Consider the following 16871-nt stretch of genomic DNA (forward strand, 5'->3'; position numbering starts at 1 on the left):
TATGAAAAAGCTATTCATTGCCATGGCGTTCGGCCTGGCTTCTCACGCGGTCGCCGCTCAGTCGGATTCCGCATTGGCCGAGCAGTTCTTCAACAAGAGCAACCCCAAGCTCACGCCTCAGGAAAAGGCCGGCATCGACCTGTCTAAGAAGTGGATCGCCGAGTCCGGTCAGGCAGTCAAGCCGGTGCCGGGTTCCGATGGCACGATTCGCTTCGTCTATGGCGCCTCGCAGCCGAGCATCGTATGCGCGGTAATGCAGGTGTGCGACGTGGAGCTGCAGCCTGGCGAACAAGTGAACTCCGTCAATCTGGGCGATTCGGTGCGTTGGCTGGTCGAGCCGGCAATCAGCGGCAGCGGCAATCGGTCCGTGCAGCACCTGATCATCAAGCCGCTTGATGTAGGTCTGGAAACGTCGCTTATCGTCACTACGGACGTACGCACCTACCACCTGCGTCTTCGTTCGCACCGCACGGACTATATGCCACGCGTCGCTTTCAGCTATCCGGAAGACGCTGCCGCCAAGTTCGCCGCCATCAAGCGTGCCGAAGAAGTGGAACGCAAAGCGAACACGATCCCGGCGACCGGTGAGTATTTGGGTAACCTCGACTTCCGCTATCGAGTCAGCGGGAAAGCATCGTGGAAGCCGGTGCGCGTTTACAACGACGGCACCAAGACGATCATCGAGATGCCCAAGAGCATGAGTGAGACCGAAGCTCCGACGCTGCTTGCGCTCCGCGAAAGCGGCTCGCCGTTCCAGAAGGACGAGCAGGTCATGATCAATTATCGCCTGCAGGGCAATCGCTACGTCGTGGACGCGTTGTTCGACAAAGCCATGCTGATCGCCGGGGTTGGCGCTTCGCAGAAGAAGATCGTCATCGAGCGGGTGAAGCCATGAACTGGCGCGCCAGCCTGATGCTGACGACCTCCCTGGCGGCACTGCTCGCCGGTTGTGCCGGTCTGCCTTCGTCGCAGACCTCGGCACCGCCAGCCGAGCTTCTCGCTGCGACCACGAAGGGCGATATCGTCGATCTGCTGGTAGAGCTGTATCCGCCGGCGCAAACGCAGCTGAGCCTCGCCAAACCACCTCACGACGCGCTGGGCCAGGCCTTGGTCACATCACTGCGCGAGCGTGGCTATGCGATCGAGGAACCCGAAGCTGTTCGTGCTGCGCGCACCATGCCACCTGGCAACGGCCTCGTGCTGGATTACCGGCTGACACTCGTGCAACACGATGCGATCTACGACCTGACTGTAACGGTGGGCAAGACCCGCCTAAGCCGTGTCTATGTGCTCGGCAGCGAGGGAAACACGCTGCTGCCGGCCGGCCATTGGGCGCGAAGGGAGTAACCCATGATAGATAGCCAATTCAAAGCTGAGAGTCAGGAGCCTTTTGGCCCGTCCTTGAAGGCACAGCGCACAGGTGTGCGACGCGTAAACAATCTCCCGCTCGTCATCGTGGGAGGCATCCTGGTGGTATTCCTCGTGCTGGTGGCCATCGTGGCCAGTGAGCGCGCGGCCGATGCCGGAGTGAAGAGCGGCCAGTCCGAAAATGTTTCCGCGGACGAGGGCTTGGCCGATCAGATCCTCAATGCAAGCGGAAACAGGACCGGTGGCCTTGTCGGCGTGGAAGCGCAGCCGGCCCCATCCTTGCCTGTGGTTCGCGTGGACAACCTGGATCTGCCCCCGCCGCCGCCCTCGCCGGCCGAAGAGAAGGAGGATCCGTTGGCGGCTCAGCTCAAGGCGGCCAGGCTGGCCATGCTGCAGCGGGCCATCATGGCGAAGACGCCAGTCAGTGGCGAAGTGAAGGTCGCAGAGAAGGAAGCGAAACAGACCGCGATGGTGCCGCCGTCGCCGCAGACCCGTGCCGACGATGACTCGAGCACGGCCCAGGAGTTGCTCAAATCGATCGGGAGCGGCACCGGTGCGGACCGATTCCGGGAGTCGATGGCGAACCTGACGGCCGGCGGAGCCGGGGCATCCGGCGCAGCCAGCACGTCTGACAGGACCTCGGCAGCCTATGCCAAGTTCGCCGGCAATGATCGGGAAGATCGCTGGCGCCTGGACTCGTCGGCCGAGGCGCCGCGTACGCCCTATGAGTTGCGTGCCGGTTTTGTCATCCCTGCCACCCTTATTTCCGGCATCAATTCCGAACTGCCGGGCCAGATCATGGCTCAGGTCAGCCAAGACGTTTACGACACAGCCACTGGCAAGCACCGCCTCATTCCTCAGGGCACTCGGCTGGTGGGCACGTACGACGCACAGGTGGCCTACGGCCAGCGCAGGGTGCTGGTTGCCTGGCAGCGCCTGGTGTTCCCGGATGGCAAAGCGATGGATATCGGTTCGATGCCTGGTGCGGATGGCACCGGTTACTCGGGCTTCAAAGATAAGGTCAATAACCACTATCTGCGTATCTTCGGCAATGCCTTGCTGATGTCCGGTGTCGTTGCAGGCATCAACAGTTCTCAGACAAATCCTGGGAACGATCCTTTCGGCACTTCCACCAATACGTTGGTGACTCAGGCGCTCGCTCAGCAGATGGGGCGCGTGGCGACCGAAATGATCCAGAAGAATCTGAATATTTCGCCGACTTTGGAAATCCGGCCGGGTTATCGGTTTAACGTAATGGTGGTCAAGGATCTGACCTTCGACAGGCCGTACCAGCCGTTCGACTACTAAGTGCGCGAGACCGCCGCCAAGGGACCTCAAGGCGGAGGAAGAATTGCGTCGCCTTGACGCAATGGCCCCATAAAGTGGGTATCACTTCGTTGGAGTAATTACATGTTAAGCAACAAAATGAAGAAGAACGCGCTGGGACTGATGGCATTCGTCAGCTTGGCGGCAGCTGGTTCGGCCTCTGCCCAGATGGTCGTCTATGACCCGGTCAACGAAACCCATCAGATTGCGCAGGAAGTCCTGATGGGCAGCCAGCTCACCGTCTCGACCGGTAATGCGATAGCCAATAAATTGAATGCGGGCTTCAACTTCGGCTCGTTGATAGTTCTTGAATTCATGAAGCACGAAATCAAGAGCATCCGGCATTCGTTGACCGAGCTCGAACCGGGCAACATGCTGGACGTCACGACGAATATTTACAACGATATCCACAATATCGATAAAAATATTACGACGATCACCGATATCACCGAGAAGAACTACGATATCGATAATGACTTCACCTGGATCACGAACAATTTCTATGGTGACGCGGTGGAGTGCCCGCCCGATGCATCGCCGGAAGAATGCAGCGTGATCATTGGCCGTGCGGACACCAATCTGGCCAAGCTGATCGACAAAGGTACCGTGGATCAGTACATGTCCAATTACAAGGATGCGCGCTACTACCAGAACTCCGTCGCCGACAAGAGCAATCTGACTAACGTTGGCTTTGCCGCCGCCGCGAACCAGAAGCTGGCCAATGATGCTCTTGCTCAGGCGTTGAGCACCCAACGCAATTCATTGATGGGGCAGTCGGCGGGCCTGACCAAGTTGATCGAAGGTGGCATGCACGCCCAGGGTCATGGCAAGCAACTGCAGTACGCCAACGCTCTCGCAGGACAGCAGGCCGTGCAGATGGCCGAAATGCGCAGCCTGATGCTGGCTTCCGAAAGTGCTCGCGCCGCTTCGGTGCAGGCAGCTGCCGACAAGGAAGCTCGCCAAGTGGCCTCCAAGCAGAGCCTTCGCCGTGGCCTGGAACAGGCCTCGGTTGCCGGCTCTGCCAGCAAGTCCGCTCCGCAGTACTGATCTCATCACGGCCCATCCGCTTTCGGGCGGATGGGCCACGAGCGCGTGGCAACCTATATCCGCCGTGGCGCCGCCTAATTCCTCCTTTCTATGCAGCCACCATTACTATGATTTCTTCGCCACGAGCCAGCTCGACTCGAAAATGGGCGGCGCCTCTCACATTGTTCCTATTGCTCTGCTTGTTTTCATTGGATGCGTTTGCGGCGCCGAGACACGGTGAACTCGTCTCGAGCTTGACCGAGATGTTCAATCGGCAGCAGGCGCCCGCCCTCATCCTTGATTCGGCCAAGCGCATGTTCTGGATGCTGGCCACCATGGGGCTGGTGTGGAACATGGGCGTGGTGCTGCTGCGACGCGGTGACTTCGGCGAGCTCTTCCTGGAGTTGATCCGATTCATCGTCTTCAGTGGCCTGTTCTATTGGCTGCTGACTGAGTCCACCTCAAAAGACGGATTCGTCTATAAGATCATCGACTCGTTCGCATTGATGGGCGAGAAAGGTAAGCCTGAAGTCCTGGCCGGGAATGGTGACAACATCATCCAGTTGGGGCTGAATGTGTTCTACAAAGTTCTCCAGGAATCCCAGAACTGGGACGACGCAGATATTCTCGTCGCCTCTGGACTCGCCATCGGCACGCTGGTGGCGCTGACGCTCCTCGCTGCGCAGCTGGCTTTGGTCATCATCATGGCCTGGATGCTCGCATACGCCGGCATCTTCCTGCTTGGACTGGGCGGTACGCGCTGGACCTCCCCGGTGGCTATCGGCTTCTACAAGAACGTCCTAGCGCTTGGCGCTTCCCTCATGTTGCTCGCCTTCCTGATCAAGTTCGGCGAGGGATTCCTCGAGCAACAGGCGGCAATGGTGCTGGCTGGCTCAGGCCAGGGCCTGGATTACGTCCCGCTTGCCGACATGCTCGTCGTTTCGTTGCTGCTGGCGGTGCTGGGCATGAAGGTGCCCGGGCTAATCTACACCACGGTGACGGGCTCACCTCTGGGGCTGCTCGGCGGTACGGCCAGCCTTGCTGGTTCGGCGTTCAGCGCCGGCGGTAGCCACGTCTACAGCACGGCGTATTCGTCGATCGCTCATTATCGCCAGGGCGGCGGCTCGCGCGGTCCGGCTCCTTCGCCGGATTTGGGCAGCGGCGGTGGTGGCAGCGTTGCCAGTGCCATCGATGCCATCCGCGGTTCCCATGCCGCAGCCTCCATGGAAGACGTGATCTTCACGCCCATGAACGCGTCGCCGCACGTGGCAGGCGCGCCGGAGGGAAGCGTATTCGGTCAGGCCCAGCATGGGGCTGCCCAGAATCAGATGCACAAGTCCCCGGTGGCCTCGGCGGTTCACCAGCATCAAGGCGAGGCGGCTCCTTGGGTTGAGCAGATCAAGCCACAAGCCCAGAGCGCCAGCCGAAACACTGCCCAAGGCACCTCGACGCAATCGGCGCAGTCCGGTGCGGTCGCTGCCGCTGCGGCACAGCGCGTTGCGGCTACGTCTTCCGAGTCGGTGACGCAGCAGGCGCGTTCCATACCGGCCACACCGGAAGAGCAATCGCTCCACGCGCAGACTTCGCAGTCGCATCAGCAAGCCTCCGCCGCTTTGGCTACTGATGGCTCCGGAGGAAAGGCGCCGTCGACGCCGCAGGCGACATCGGTTGCCATGCTTTCCTCCGGCCAGGAGGCCATGCCGACGCATGGCATGGGCACTCAGCAGAATCCACCGTTGGGTTTGCCGCACGCCAAGCCGGACATGCTGGCAGGGAACATCAAGCTCAATGCGGCGCAACAGCCCCACGTGCCGAGCGCTGGTTTCCAGCCTGAAGCGCTCAGGCAGTCGGCTCCGGCCGCTTCGCCGGGCACGCGGCGAGCCGATGGTTCGCAGCCGTCGGCCGATATGAATACGGTGTCGACCTCATCGAGTCCGAGCCTCGCTGCCAAGGGAACGCCGCCGAACATGCCTGCCACGGCCATGGGTGCCACCGCCGATGGCCGCCAGTCGCTACCCGCGCCGTCATCGAGCCCGCTGATGTCTTCGACCGTGACCGGCGCAGGTACGACCATGACCGAGCAGATGGCGAGGGTCAGCGCGAAGGTACGCCACAACATATCGGCGCGGCTGCCCGTGGAGAACAAACTGGAAGCCGGGCGATCGGCGACCGTTGGCGGCGCACCGCCGTTAGCGGCCGAAGATGAAGTGGCGGCCTTTCGTGATCGCCACTTGTCCGATTCCAGCGACGGGTGACCCGGAGCGAGCCATGCTGCCCGACCTCCCCGATCTGCCGCCGGAAAAACAGGAAATGGTGATTTGCGCCATCGGCGCAGGCCTTTCCTACGAAGTGCCGGTCAATATCGTGCTTGCGGTGGCCGAGCAGGAGGCCGGAAAACCCGGGCAGTGGGTGAAGAACACCAATGGCACCTACGATGTTGGCGCCATGCAGTTCAATACCGCGTACCTGGAAGAACTTAATCGCTATGGCATCACGGCCAAGTCGGTGGCGCAGCCCGGATGCTACCCATACCAGCTCGCGGCCTGGCGCTTGCGCGGGCATCTGAAGAATGACCAGGGTGATGTCTGGACCCGCGCGGCAAACTATCACTCCCGTACGCCACGTTACAACGCCCGATACCGAGTACAGCTGATGCGCCGCGCGCAGCGCTGGCACCAGTGGCTGGGCCATCAATTTCTCGTGCACGAAGTGGGCAAGCCCACGGTATTGCGTCGCACGGCGCAAGGCACTTGCCCTGCAAACGATCCGTTCTGTGGCGTGACTCAACGAATCCTGACCCGTTTGGAGAAATAAATATGAAGCCTGCTTCGATCGCGCTTCTCGGCTTGTTCATCGCCTCGGCCCTGTATATGAGCAGAGCCGAGGCAACGTGCACAATCGGTGCTGACACCGGTCTCACCACTGTATCGAGTCAACTCGTCGTGGACAGCGATCTCCCCGCGGGTTCGGTTATCCGCACGTTTCAATCGGGTTTTGGGGAAGGCTCCCCAGCCATCAGTTGTACTGAGGACCACACCGTTCTGGTCGATTCTAAGCTCCAAGATCACGAGGGTGTCTCGATTGCAGGCAACGTAAGAGAGCTTTACACGAGTACAGGCCAGCCCACTGGTGTTGGTTTGCGCTTCAAATTTACCGATGCGGACACTGTTCAAAGTGATGTTCCGTACGACCGCACGATCACTTTCCGGGCTACCTCCGGAACGGTGTTATGGAGGAGTGCCGTTCGAGGCGAGTACGTCAAGCTTCGCGATAATGTCGAATATGGACCGGTAGAGACCGCCGAAACTCGTTTAGCGCGTTCGCTCATCAGCGACAGGAGGGCGTTTCCGAATGGTCTCCTGCGCCGAGTAGTGATCGGCAATATCACGCTTATCAGGCCGACCTGCGCGATCGACGTTGGCTCCTTGAATCAGCAGGTGGACCTGGGCCAGCACTCGGTTTCGGATTTCGATAACCAGCAGGCCACCGGTTGGATGGATTTCAGCCTGACAATGAGCAATTGCGTCAATCCAATCGAGACGATTGCCGATATCACGTTCGGCCAATTGGGTGATGCGGATGCTGCCAATCCGGGCTTGTTCTCCATGAATCAGGGTGGTCCGGATGGGCTAGGCATCGCGATCCGAGTGGCGAATCAGAATCTGGCGATGGCTCCGGGCGAGACGCGCCAGTTCGATGTGCTCCAGACCGGCCAGTCATATGACTTCCAGGCGCGCCTTGAGCGTACGGTAGGCGAGGTCACGCCAGGCGCGGTCGATCGCTCGGTCGCGGTGCGCGTCACCTTCCGCTAGCCATGAGCAGGAGATGGCGGACAGCACTGGCGGGTATCCGGGTGCTCGGCAAGGCGGGCTTCATTTTGCTCGTCACCCTTTTCGTTCTGTTAGTCGCTGGCACCTTGGCCGGAGCCCGCTTCAACCTCACCAGAAGCCTGCCGGTCGGACTCTACTGGGCCGTCGAGCAGCCCATCGAGCGGAAGGCCTATGTGCGGTTCTGTCCTCCGCGCGAAGGCGCTTTCGCACTGGCCATGGAGCGTGGCTATCTGAGCGACTGGGGCGGCGAATGCCCGCACGGTTTTCCTTTGATCAAGCGCGTGGCCGCCATTGCCGGCGACAGCGTGGAGGCAAGCGACGCCAACGTGCGGGTCAATGGGGATCCGCTTCCGCTCAGCCGCTTCCACGATACCGACGGCCAGGGACGTCCGATGCCTCGCCCGCGCCGAGACAGGAAGCAATTGCGGGCTTCCGAGCTGTGGGTGATGTCCGATACCAACGATCGTTCGTTCGACAGCCGCTATTTCGGACCGATCGATCGTGCGTGGGTAAAGGAAGTCATCACTCCCGTGCTGACGTGGGGACCGGGTGGCATGTTGTCCGGTCGTGCTCCGCATTCATCGTAACGATGCGCCGGCGACCCGGCGCCATTCCATCGAGATCACACTTATGCGCAAGTACTTCATATTGGCCGCGCTCGCGGCATTGACGGCCGGTTGCGGCCAAAAAGAAGAATCCGCTCTCGCTGACGCGCCTACCATGCCGGCGCCCGTGGCTTCCGCCGCGAAACCCGCCGCCGATATGCCGGCGGCAGCATCGTCGGCAGCCGCGCCGGCCAACGAGTCGACCAGCGCCGCGGCGCGCAAGGGACTGGGACCGAAACACGCGTTCAACGCTGGCGTGAATACGATGATGGCCCGGGACGTCTGCAAGCTACCCGCGGGCGACGTCGCCAAGTTCACCGCCTACAGCAAGTGGCTGGTCAATGACGATCCGGAGATGGCGAAGGCTTATCTGCTGGGCGCGCGGAAAACGGCCGAGTTCTATACCGCCACGGCCAAGCAGCGCGAGCTTAAGACGCTCGAGCAGAAGGTCTGCCCTGGGGTGAAAGACATGCTTGCCATGATTTCCCGCGGCATCAAGACGACGCGTCCGCCGGTGGGGCAAGCGGCGATCACGCAGTAACGGTCGCGCCCATACGTTCGCAGCGCATCAAGAATGAGAAGTTTCTCGTATCAAGTTCTACTGGCGGCCCAGACAATACGCGCCGCCTTGCCCACAGGTGCTGGACGCCTTTCGATGGTCCGGTGTCGCGAGTCGCCGAGGTATCCGGTGGCGCGCGGAGCAATGCGAGGCGACCGTGTGGAAATCACGGGTGACGAGCCGGGCGAGAGCTCTTCTTGGTGAGGAACTCAACCTCCTTGCCGGCACTCGATGGCGCCGGCTTTTTTGTGCCGCGGCGAAGCAGGACTCCCGAGTGAGTTCAGGACTATTCTGATCGCAACGCAGGCATGCGTTTTCCTACCATTCGTGGTTGGAATCCCTCTACGCCATGCGATCGCGCCATGGCTTGATCTTTTCCTCCCGCTATATCCCAGGGCATGCCTTTCAATGCCCAGTCGCTCAATAACGGGCCATATTCCCTATGAATGCTTCTTCCCGACTTATGCCACGTCGGCGTTATCGATGGGCTGCGGCCGGTGCCGGCATGCTCCTCATGCCACTGGCCTCCCACGCGTCCGATCACGCAGGCTGGCGCGCCATGGTGCAGGCGCCGACAGACAGCGACCACGCTTCGGCCACACTTTCCGGTCCGTCGCTCTATGCCGGCATCTGGAGCCAGGGCCTGCGTTCCCCGAACGTCAATGCCGGCCCCGACGCCGTGACCATGTCGCTTCGCGGTCCGCGTGACCGCGGCGGCCTCCAGGGCGATGGACAGCGATGGCCCGCCAGTACGCCACCCACATCCGCCGCTACGATGCCTATGGACGACGCAGGCAGCCAGGCTTCGGGACTTCGGGTCACGGACGCTCCGCGCACGATTTCGCCGCTGCTCGCCTCATATATCGCCGCGCCCACTGCCCTGATGGCCTATGGCAACCAGGCCGTCGACGGCCTGCACCAGCGCCTGGGCGAGATCCGTAACGTCATGCCGACCCATGATACGGGTGGTGACGTGTTCGTTCGTTACTCCGGCGGACAACTCAACTATGTCACCGGAAACGACGCGCGCAACTTCGGTCAGCGTGCGGATACTCTGCAGCTGGGCGGCTCCATCGTTTTCTGGAACGAAGAAGGCGCCAGTTCCCGCCTCGGACTGGCGGCGGACAAAGGTACGGTTCGCATCAGTCCGAAAGCCCACGTCGGCGTGAACACCACCCATCGCGCCACCGGCTTCTCTGCCTGGTATACGCGCCAGCAGGACACCGGTGGCTATCTGGATGCCGTGCTGAGCAGCACGCGATTCAAGGGCGGGGCCGATATCGGTTCCATGCTCTCGCGCGACATCAAGGCCGACCAATGGGTGGCCTCGGTGGAAGTGGGCCAGCCCCTGATGGCCAGCGAAAGCGTGTCCGTGGAACCGCAGGCACAGCTCAAGCATCAGTCGCTGAAGATCTCGTCCATCACCGACTCCGATGGCAGCATCGTGCAAGGAGGCCATAGTCGCCAGACCACGGCGCGCATCGGCGTCCGCATCGCCAAGGTCGACAATGAGCGCTTCGTGCCTTACGTGCGCGTGGATGTGAATCGCGTGTTGAGCGGAGGATCTTCCAAGCTTTCCATCCGCAGCCCGGGCGACAGTCTCGCGAAGACGCTCCACTCCGAGCGCCCCGGCACGTCGTACGGCGTGAGCGCCGGCATGACCATCAAAGTGAATCGCGTGGTCGATTTCTACGCCGATGCCAAGGTGCAGGGGCGGATCAGCGGTCAGGGTTACGGCGGCCTATCCGCCAATGCGGGCGTGCGCGTCAGCTTCTGATCGAGCCATGCATGGCGGCCAACCATGAACCCCACCTCCCTGTCTCCTTTCGTACCCACCCACATGTCGCCCATCATGTTCATCGGCAAGCCTTCGCAGGCCATCCATGTGCCTTTGCTTGCCACGACTCTGCTCATCCTCGTCGCCTGCCTCGCGGCCGCCTTCATGTGGCGGATGCCGTGGTGGCTTTCGACCCTGCCGGGTCTGGTCGCTTCGCTCATGCTCGGCCTCAGGGCGTTGGCCACCGCGTGCACGGTCGTTGCCATCGATGCGGAGCGACTGACGCTGCGCGAAGGCGTGCTGACGAAGACCACGTCCAGCGTCGAGCTATTCCGCATGCTGGACGTGACGCTGGTGCAGCCCTGGTGGCAGCGCCTTCTCGGCATCGGCAGGCTGGTGATCCATACCGGTGACGCCAGCCATCCCCAGCTCGTGCTCGAAGGCATGCAAAGCGCGGAGTGGCTGCGCGACACGCTCAATCGTGCGGTCATCGATATTCGCGAACGCAAGGGCATGCGGGAAATCACCATGGGATACGCCTGAGCGGCGAATCCGCGACCGTCCCTTCATGACATGATCGACGTGCCGCCGGCGCTTTCGATCGGCGGCCTGTGTCGTAAAGCCGCCTCGCTCACCCGATGTGCCAATGCCTGCAGCGCCACGCGCAGACCTTCCGGCGCGCGCACGGTGAAATCGAAGGGTTGCCGGGCGAGTTGGCGGGCGAACCAGTCCAGCTCGTCCACCTGAGCGCGCAACAACACGCCTTCGTCCATCGGCTCGAACAGGCCCATGGTTCCGCCCATGCGTTCCAGCGCGTCCTGCAAGTCGGTGTGGAGAAATACTTCTGCCGCATAGGCGCGCGGTAGCGTGGCGATGCTCGCGGTCAAGTGCGCGACGGCATCGAAATGGGGCGGCCGAACGAACCGCTCGTCCCGGGCGGAGACGTCCACTACGCGGTCGAGCCGGAACGACCTCAGTCCCCGCCTTAGATGGCAATGTCCCGCCACGTACCAATAGCCGCCACTGTGCGCCAGTCCGTAGGGATCCAGGTCGCGTTCGGTTTCGCCGCCGTCCGCGGCGCGGTAGCGCAATCGCACCCGCTGGCACTGCTGCGCGGCGGCACTCAAGGCGAACAGTGTGTGGCTAGCGCTGGCAGCGGCCGAATGCGCCATGTCGAGCATGACGTGGTCTGCCACCGCGCGCGTGCGCGCCATCAACCGCTCCGGCATCACGCGTTCGAGCTTGGCCTGCGCACTGGCCACCGCTGCGGACGCCTCCGTCAGGCCCAGGCTGCGCGCGGCAAGCAGGCCGACCGACAGCGCCAGTGCCTCGTCGTCAGTGAACATCATCGGCGGCAACTTGTAGCCGGCCACCAGCAGGTAGGCCCCGTAGCGGCCGCGCTCGGCCATGATGGGAATGCCCAATTCCTCCAGCGCAGCGATGTAGCGCCGCACCGTACGCCCATCCACACCCAGCCGCTGCGCGATCTCCGCGCCGCTGATGCGGCGGTGTGTCTGGAGCAGCTCCAGCACGGCCAGGGCACGGGTGGCGGGGCGGTACATGGCGCGCAGCGTAGCGGATAAACAGGGCCAAAGCTGTCCTGATTGAACCCTAGGCTGGCGCCATCCCATCCACGAGTCGCCGCCATGATTCCTTCCATCCAGCTGGGCCTGTTCTTCCTCCTGGTGCTGGGCATCGTCGCCCTGCCCGGCCTCGACATGGCTTACGTACTGGGCAGCGCGTTGGGCAGCGGACGCCGCGGCGGCATGGCGGCAGTGGCCGGCATCGTGGCGGGCGGCATGTGCCATGTGGTGATGGCGGTGCTTGGTATAGGCGTTGCCTTGCAGTGGTTTCCCGGCCTGTTCCAGGCCGTGCTCTGGATCGGCGCCGGCTACGTCGCCTGGATCGGCTACGGCATGTGGCGCAGCGAAGGTGCGGCGCTGCCGGTTGCGGAAGCCGAAAGGCGGTCCCGCTGGACCACCTTTCGTCGCGGCGCCCTGACTTGCCTGCTCAATCCGAAGGCCTACCTTTTCATGCTCGCGGTATTCCCGCAGTTCATCCGCCAAGAAAACGGGCCGCTATGGTCCCAGGCGCTGGCGCTCGGTGTGGTCATCGCCGTTACGCAGCTGGCCATTTACGGCGCACTGGCCTGCGCCGCGGGCGGCGCCCAGGCCTGGCTGGCGGAGCGGCCCGCGTATGCGCGCACAGCGTTGCGCATGGTGGGCGCGTTGCTCATCGTCATCGCCTTGCTGACGGTGGCCGAAGGTCTCCGGCGCCTCTGATCTCGCGCAAGCGCCGAAGCGCACGGCTTCAGGACGAAGGCAGGCTGTAATCGAACGTATATGCATGCCCGCCCTTGGCATCGATATGGATGACCAAGGTCCCGCTCAATCCCGTGAGCTCCTCCGTGCCAGAGTCGGGCACCACCGTCACCGACATGGCCGGCGCGCCCCTCGTCATCGTCGCACTGTGCATCAGCACGAAACTCCCTCGCTTCCCGCCGAGTGTGCCGGTCACCCGCTCCAGCGCGACATAGGCGCCGGAACCATGCACCGCGGACATGACGGCCAGCATTTCCCCCAGGCTGCTGCCCTCCAGATCGCCGTGGAAATGCTTGTCGATGGTCTGCCGACCCAGCGCCGCCGCCTCGACGCCGGGTGTCGCGGGCTGCGGGACAAGCTTCACTTCGAACGTACCGTTGGCGTGCATCATGATCTTCTCCGGCGTCTCGGGGGTGGAGTGCGCGGCCAGCGCGACCGCCAGGGCGAAGGCGGCGACGGGCACACGCAAGGCAATCCGGGGGAACATAGCGTCTTCCATGGTCATCGCGGCCTTGCCGCTCCGACGCCATTGCAGCAGGACCGCCATCCTCATGATTGGAAAAACGCGACAGCCGTGAGCACACCCGCGCCAAAGCCCCGGGGCGTCCTGCACCCGCGCCTTCCGCAAGGCGAGTTCCAACATGAACGCCGCCTGCCCGGTGCGGCGCTGGCGGGATTCGTTGAGCACTACTGGTTCGTCGCCTGGGATCTGCGCGGGCTGCCGCCGCAGGTCCAGGAAACCTTGCCGCACCCGAGCGTGCACCTTGTGGTCGAGCCGCCCGCTGCGCGCATCTACGGCGTGCACCAGGGCCGCTTCACACGCACCCTCGAAGAGCAGGGCCGCGTGTTCGGCATCAAGTTCCGCCCCGGCGGATTTCGCCCCTTCTACGGCCATGATGTGGCGACCCTGCTGGACCGCTCCTGCGATCCGCGCGACGTATTCGGACCGGCTGCCGCCGACTTCGAAGCCGAAGTCCTCGCCACGGCGGACATCGATCGCCTCGCCGAATCCGCCGAACGCCTGCTGCTCGGCCGCTTGCCAGCGCCCGATCCGTTGGCGGAGCGCGTCGCGAACATCGTTGCCGACATCGCGGCCGATCGGAGCCTCACCGCCGTCGACCGGCTCTGCGAACGCACGGGCCTCAACCCGCGCACCCTGCAGCGGCTGTTCAAGGGCTACGTGGGCGTCGGCCCCAAATGGGTGATCAACCGGTATCGGCTGCACGAGGCCATCGCGCAGCTGCAGGCCGGGCAGGCGCCGTCCTGGGTGGACCTGGCGCTATCGCTCGGCTACTTCGACCAGGCCCACTTCATTCGCGATTTCCGCGCCCTGGTCGGCTGCGCGCCGGCCGAGTACGCACGGCGCCTCGCCGCTCAATCCACTGGATAAGGCATCTCGCCGAACGCCGTCGCGTGATATCCCTTGGCTCCGATCGCCAGCGCCAGCGGACTGCGGAAGTCCCGGCCTGCGGCCAGGCAGGCCAGCACCTGCGCGAAGTGATGCCGCGGATGCCAGCCGAGATCCCGCCGCGCCAGCGCGTTGACGTAGACGCGGTCCACGCGCGGGAACATCCGCCAATGGCGACTGCCATACAGCGCCTCGAACGCCGGAAACAACCGCCGCAGCACCGCCGGCGCATCGCGGTGCAGGAGCGGAAGGTCTTCCGGCGCGAACGGCGTCGTGGCCGACACGATGTAGCGCCCGAAGCCCAGCGCCGGCGCACGTTCCACCGCCAGCAAATGCGCCTCAGCCACGTCGGCGATATCCGCGCGCCGATACAGCAGCTCGTTCGCCTGTGCGTTGGCCAGTTCGTACGCCGCGCGCTTGGCCGCGTCGTCGTCCGCTTCGGGAAAGAAGCGCGCGGCGCGCAGAATCAGCACCGGCAATCTGTGCCGCCGGTGGAACAGCTCGCACAGCTGCTCCGCCGCGAGCTTGGTGGTGCCGTAGATGTTCTTCGGCACCGGCGCGACCTCCTCGGTGATCCATGCCGCGGGCGCGTCGGGCGCGGGTGTCAGCGCCGCGCCGAACACGCTGGTGGTGCTGGTGAACACGAAGGCTTCCACGCCCGCGGACACGGCCTCTTCCAGCAGCGCCAGCGTGCCGCTGATGTTGGTGTCGACGAAGGCCTGCGCGGGATGCGTGGCCACGTGCGGCTTGTGCAGGGTGGCGGCATGGATGACGGCACGCACGCCGCGCATCGCCGAGCGCACGAAGGCGCGGTCGCTAATATCGCCGACGCGATGGGTGAACGGCGAAGCCTTCAGGTCGATGCCGATGCAGTCGCGCGATGCAGCCTGCAGGCTGCGTATCAGGGCTTCGCCGAGATGGCCGGCGCTACCGGTCACCAGAATGGTCATGGCTCGATCCCTCGTGGTGCGGGAACGCCAGCGTAGCGGCGCGGGCCGTTCGCCGGCCACGCATAAATTATGCGCGGCGCTCAGCTGAGCGCGGTCACCAGCCGTCCCGCACTGCCATCGGCCAGGGGAATGCGTTCCCACAGCGCTGTGCCCGGACGGATCGGCAGCTCGGTGTTGGTGCCGGTATCGATGCGCAGCGAACTCTGCCGGTCGTCGTACCAGCCGCGCGCTTGCAGCGAGGCCTCGGCCGCGAGGATCTCCGGCGTGGCGTAGACCAGCATCGACGTGCCGAGCAAGTCGGCGGCCGGGCGGCGCCAGTCCGCCAGGCGCGCGGGCGATACCGCGAGCAGGCGATGCGTGCGGTCGCACACCAGATGGACCTTCTGCATCGAGGTCTCGACCAGCCGCTTCAGCGCCGCGTCCTGCGCCGGCGCCGGCCGTGCTTCCAGCAACCGCTGCACGGCCAGGCGTTGTGCCGTGGAAAGTTCGAGATCGCCACGCTCCCAACGCGATACGGTGGATTGTGTGACGCCGAGCAAACCCGCCAGATGGCTCTGCTTCATGCCGCGGAGCTGGCGCAGCCGCCGCAGCGTTTGTCCAAAAGCTGTCATGCCCATGGCTCCGCTGGTGCGTCGCCCGCGGGGTTCGCCGGCGACTCATTCCAACCTACGGTTGGCAGGATAACGCCAGCAGCCGCTCCAGCGTGCCCGGTCGCTGCGCCCGCTCGATCCACCAGCGCAGCGCGGCACCTTCTTCGCCGGCGCGCCAGGCCACGTAGAACGTCTCGGCGGGCTTGGGCTCTTCCACCTCTTTCACCACGAGCTCGCCGGCGCGGATCGCGGCACGCGCATAGGGTTCGGGCAGGAAGCCGAAGCCCAGGCCAGCGCGCTGGAAATCGTGCTTGCTGCGGATGTCCGGTACGGTCAGCGCATCCTGGCCGAAGGCCAGGCCCACGGTACGCGAGACCAGCTTGCGCGCACTATCTGCCACCGCCACGGCGCGATGCTGCTGCAGGTCGAGCTTGCCCAGCGGGCGGTCGATCGCCGCCAGCGGATGCCCCGGCGCCACCGCGAATACGAACGGCATCGAGCCCATCGGCTCGGCCACGTAGCCGCCGCCCGACGGCCCTTCGCCCGCGGCGCCGATCAGCAGGTCCGCGCGCCGTTCCAGCAATGCTTCCCAGGTGCCGGACAAGGCTTCCTGGCCGATGCGCAGGCGCGTGCGATCGGCCACGCCGTAGAAGGCCTCGATGTCCTCGCACAGTGCGACCGGCGCGAACAGCGAATCGATGCCGATCGCGAACTCGGTTTCCCAGCCGGATGCCACGCGGCGCACACGCGCTTCCAGGTCCTGCGCGGCGCGCAACAAATGGCGGCCTTCCTTCAGCAGCTCCCGTCCGGCGGGCGTCAGGTCTGCGCGCGGACCGGCGCGCTCGAACAGCTGCACGCCCAGTTCCTCCTCCAGCTTCGCCACCGTATAGGAGATGGTGGACGGCACCTTGTGCAATTCCTTGCCGGCCGCGGCGAAGGAACCGCGCCGGTCGATGGCATCCATGATCTGCAGGGCATCCAGGCTCAGTCGAAGCATTCGATTTTCTCGATGGTAGGCCGGCAATCTTTCCGCTTTTTACGGCCGGCGAGGGCGCTCATACTGTGCCCATCGGAAAGCGGTGGCAAGCAAAACAAGGTGTTTGGGGCCGGT

At 63.8% G+C, this 16871-nt stretch carries 18 protein-coding genes; 13 read left to right on the top strand and 5 right to left on the bottom strand.

Annotation, left to right across the window (positions count from 1 at the left end; all coding sequences use genetic code 11):
- The first annotated feature begins 1 nt into the window (after position 1).
- From trbG to RKE25_RS01640, 11 genes are all read left to right on the top strand, one after another.
- Positions 2–895: a P-type conjugative transfer protein TrbG gene (trbG, locus tag RKE25_RS01590; protein WP_311840520.1), complete on the top strand. Its 894-nt coding sequence runs from the start codon at positions 2–4 to the stop codon at positions 893–895.
- Positions 892–1347 (top strand): hypothetical protein, encoded by a 456-nt coding sequence (locus RKE25_RS01595; protein ID WP_311840521.1) that lies wholly within the window; start codon positions 892–894, stop codon positions 1345–1347. Before trbG ends, RKE25_RS01595 begins: the two co-directional genes overlap by 4 nt.
- Positions 1348–1350: 3 nt before the next feature.
- Complete coding sequence (locus tag RKE25_RS01600) at positions 1351–2676, top strand: TrbI/VirB10 family protein (protein WP_311840522.1); 1326 nt, start codon at positions 1351–1353, stop codon at positions 2674–2676.
- 102 nt (positions 2677–2778) lie between these two features.
- A complete protein-coding gene (locus RKE25_RS01605) occupies positions 2779–3741 on the top strand; it encodes a hypothetical protein (RefSeq protein WP_311840523.1) in 963 nt (320 codons plus the stop codon).
- Between the two features lie 242 nt (positions 3742–3983).
- Positions 3984–5975, top strand: coding sequence for a P-type conjugative transfer protein TrbL (gene trbL / locus RKE25_RS01610; protein ID WP_311842302.1), 1992 nt, complete (start codon positions 3984–3986; stop codon positions 5973–5975).
- 16 nt (positions 5976–5991) lie between these two features.
- Entirely contained in the window at positions 5992–6534 is a 543-nt protein-coding gene (locus RKE25_RS01615) for a conjugal transfer protein TrbN (protein WP_311842303.1), read from the top strand.
- A gap of 2 nt (positions 6535–6536) precedes the next feature.
- Positions 6537–7532: a fimbrial protein gene (locus tag RKE25_RS01620; RefSeq protein ID WP_311840524.1), complete on the top strand. Its 996-nt coding sequence runs from the start codon at positions 6537–6539 to the stop codon at positions 7530–7532.
- 2 nt (positions 7533–7534) lie between these two features.
- A complete protein-coding gene (gene traF / locus RKE25_RS01625) occupies positions 7535–8137 on the top strand; it encodes a conjugative transfer signal peptidase TraF (RefSeq protein WP_311840525.1) in 603 nt (200 codons plus the stop codon).
- A gap of 61 nt (positions 8138–8198) precedes the next feature.
- Positions 8199–8696 (top strand): hypothetical protein, encoded by a 498-nt coding sequence (locus tag RKE25_RS01630; RefSeq protein ID WP_311840526.1) that lies wholly within the window; start codon positions 8199–8201, stop codon positions 8694–8696.
- A 532-nt stretch (positions 8697–9228) separates the two neighbouring features.
- Positions 9229–10491 (top strand): autotransporter outer membrane beta-barrel domain-containing protein, encoded by a 1263-nt coding sequence (locus RKE25_RS01635; protein WP_311840527.1) that lies wholly within the window; start codon positions 9229–9231, stop codon positions 10489–10491.
- Positions 10492–10515: 24 nt separating this feature from the next.
- Positions 10516–11034 carry a PH domain-containing protein gene (locus RKE25_RS01640; RefSeq protein ID WP_311840528.1) on the top strand — a complete coding sequence of 173 codons (519 nt, stop codon included), beginning with the start codon at positions 10516–10518 and terminating at the stop codon, positions 11032–11034.
- A gap of 23 nt (positions 11035–11057) precedes the next feature.
- On the opposite strand, the gene RKE25_RS01645 is transcribed toward RKE25_RS01640, so the two are convergent.
- Positions 11058–12053, bottom strand: a complete 996-nt coding sequence (locus RKE25_RS01645; RefSeq protein WP_311840529.1) for a YafY family protein — start codon at positions 12051–12053, stop codon at positions 11058–11060.
- 84 nt (positions 12054–12137) lie between these two features.
- Between RKE25_RS01645 and RKE25_RS01650 the strand changes: the two genes are divergently transcribed.
- Positions 12138–12773, top strand: coding sequence for a LysE family translocator (locus RKE25_RS01650; RefSeq protein ID WP_311840530.1), 636 nt, complete (start codon positions 12138–12140; stop codon positions 12771–12773).
- A gap of 28 nt (positions 12774–12801) precedes the next feature.
- Here RKE25_RS01650 and RKE25_RS01655 read toward each other — a convergent pair whose 3' ends face one another.
- A complete protein-coding gene (locus RKE25_RS01655; protein WP_311840531.1) occupies positions 12802–13365 on the bottom strand; it encodes a DUF3224 domain-containing protein in 564 nt (187 codons plus the stop codon).
- Positions 13366–13386: 21 nt separating this feature from the next.
- Between RKE25_RS01655 and RKE25_RS01660 the strand changes: the two genes are divergently transcribed.
- On the top strand, positions 13387–14202 hold the full coding sequence (locus tag RKE25_RS01660) for a helix-turn-helix domain-containing protein (RefSeq protein WP_311840532.1): 816 nt from the start codon (positions 13387–13389) through the stop codon (positions 14200–14202).
- Here the strand turns inward: RKE25_RS01660 and RKE25_RS01665 are convergent.
- From RKE25_RS01665 to RKE25_RS01675, 3 genes are all read right to left on the bottom strand, one after another.
- Positions 14187–15170: an NAD(P)-dependent oxidoreductase gene (locus tag RKE25_RS01665; protein WP_311840533.1), complete on the bottom strand. Its 984-nt coding sequence runs from the start codon at positions 15168–15170 to the stop codon at positions 14187–14189. The genes RKE25_RS01660 and RKE25_RS01665 overlap by 16 nt on opposite strands.
- An 80-nt stretch (positions 15171–15250) precedes the next feature.
- On the bottom strand, positions 15251–15781 hold the full coding sequence (locus tag RKE25_RS01670; RefSeq protein WP_311840534.1) for a helix-turn-helix transcriptional regulator: 531 nt from the start codon (positions 15779–15781) through the stop codon (positions 15251–15253).
- Positions 15782–15836: 55 nt separating this feature from the next.
- Positions 15837–16757, bottom strand: coding sequence for a LysR substrate-binding domain-containing protein (locus tag RKE25_RS01675; protein ID WP_311840535.1), 921 nt, complete (start codon positions 16755–16757; stop codon positions 15837–15839).
- Between the last annotated feature and the right edge of the window lie 114 nt (positions 16758–16871).

This window comes from Dyella sp. BiH032, from assembly GCF_031954525.1.
GTDB lineage: Bacteria > Pseudomonadota > Gammaproteobacteria > Xanthomonadales > Rhodanobacteraceae > Dyella_D.

What these genes read in the sequence shown, in the direction of transcription:
- RKE25_RS01655 (WP_311840531.1), bottom strand. Translation starts at nt 13,365, where the DNA reads ATGAGGATGGCGGTCCTGCTGCAATGGCGTCGGAGCGGCAAGGCCGCG.
- RKE25_RS01595 (WP_311840521.1), top strand. Translation starts at nt 892, where the DNA reads ATGAACTGGCGCGCCAGCCTGATGCTGACGACCTCCCTGGCGGCACTG.
- RKE25_RS01600 (WP_311840522.1), top strand. Translation starts at nt 1,351, where the DNA reads ATGATAGATAGCCAATTCAAAGCTGAGAGTCAGGAGCCTTTTGGCCCG.
- RKE25_RS01605 (WP_311840523.1), top strand. Translation starts at nt 2,779, where the DNA reads ATGTTAAGCAACAAAATGAAGAAGAACGCGCTGGGACTGATGGCATTC.
- RKE25_RS01665 (WP_311840533.1), bottom strand. Translation starts at nt 15,170, where the DNA reads ATGACCATTCTGGTGACCGGTAGCGCCGGCCATCTCGGCGAAGCCCTG.
- RKE25_RS01620 (WP_311840524.1), top strand. Translation starts at nt 6,537, where the DNA reads ATGAAGCCTGCTTCGATCGCGCTTCTCGGCTTGTTCATCGCCTCGGCC.
- RKE25_RS01635 (WP_311840527.1), top strand. Translation starts at nt 9,229, where the DNA reads ATGCCACTGGCCTCCCACGCGTCCGATCACGCAGGCTGGCGCGCCATG.
- RKE25_RS01650 (WP_311840530.1), top strand. Translation starts at nt 12,138, where the DNA reads ATGATTCCTTCCATCCAGCTGGGCCTGTTCTTCCTCCTGGTGCTGGGC.
- trbL (WP_311842302.1), top strand. Translation starts at nt 3,984, where the DNA reads ATGTTCAATCGGCAGCAGGCGCCCGCCCTCATCCTTGATTCGGCCAAG.
- trbG (WP_311840520.1), top strand. Translation starts at nt 2, where the DNA reads ATGAAAAAGCTATTCATTGCCATGGCGTTCGGCCTGGCTTCTCACGCG.
- RKE25_RS01645 (WP_311840529.1), bottom strand. Translation starts at nt 12,053, where the DNA reads ATGTACCGCCCCGCCACCCGTGCCCTGGCCGTGCTGGAGCTGCTCCAG.
- RKE25_RS01675 (WP_311840535.1), bottom strand. Translation starts at nt 16,757, where the DNA reads ATGCTTCGACTGAGCCTGGATGCCCTGCAGATCATGGATGCCATCGAC.
- traF (WP_311840525.1), top strand. Translation starts at nt 7,535, where the DNA reads ATGAGCAGGAGATGGCGGACAGCACTGGCGGGTATCCGGGTGCTCGGC.
- RKE25_RS01640 (WP_311840528.1), top strand. Translation starts at nt 10,516, where the DNA reads ATGAACCCCACCTCCCTGTCTCCTTTCGTACCCACCCACATGTCGCCC.
- RKE25_RS01670 (WP_311840534.1), bottom strand. Translation starts at nt 15,781, where the DNA reads ATGACAGCTTTTGGACAAACGCTGCGGCGGCTGCGCCAGCTCCGCGGC.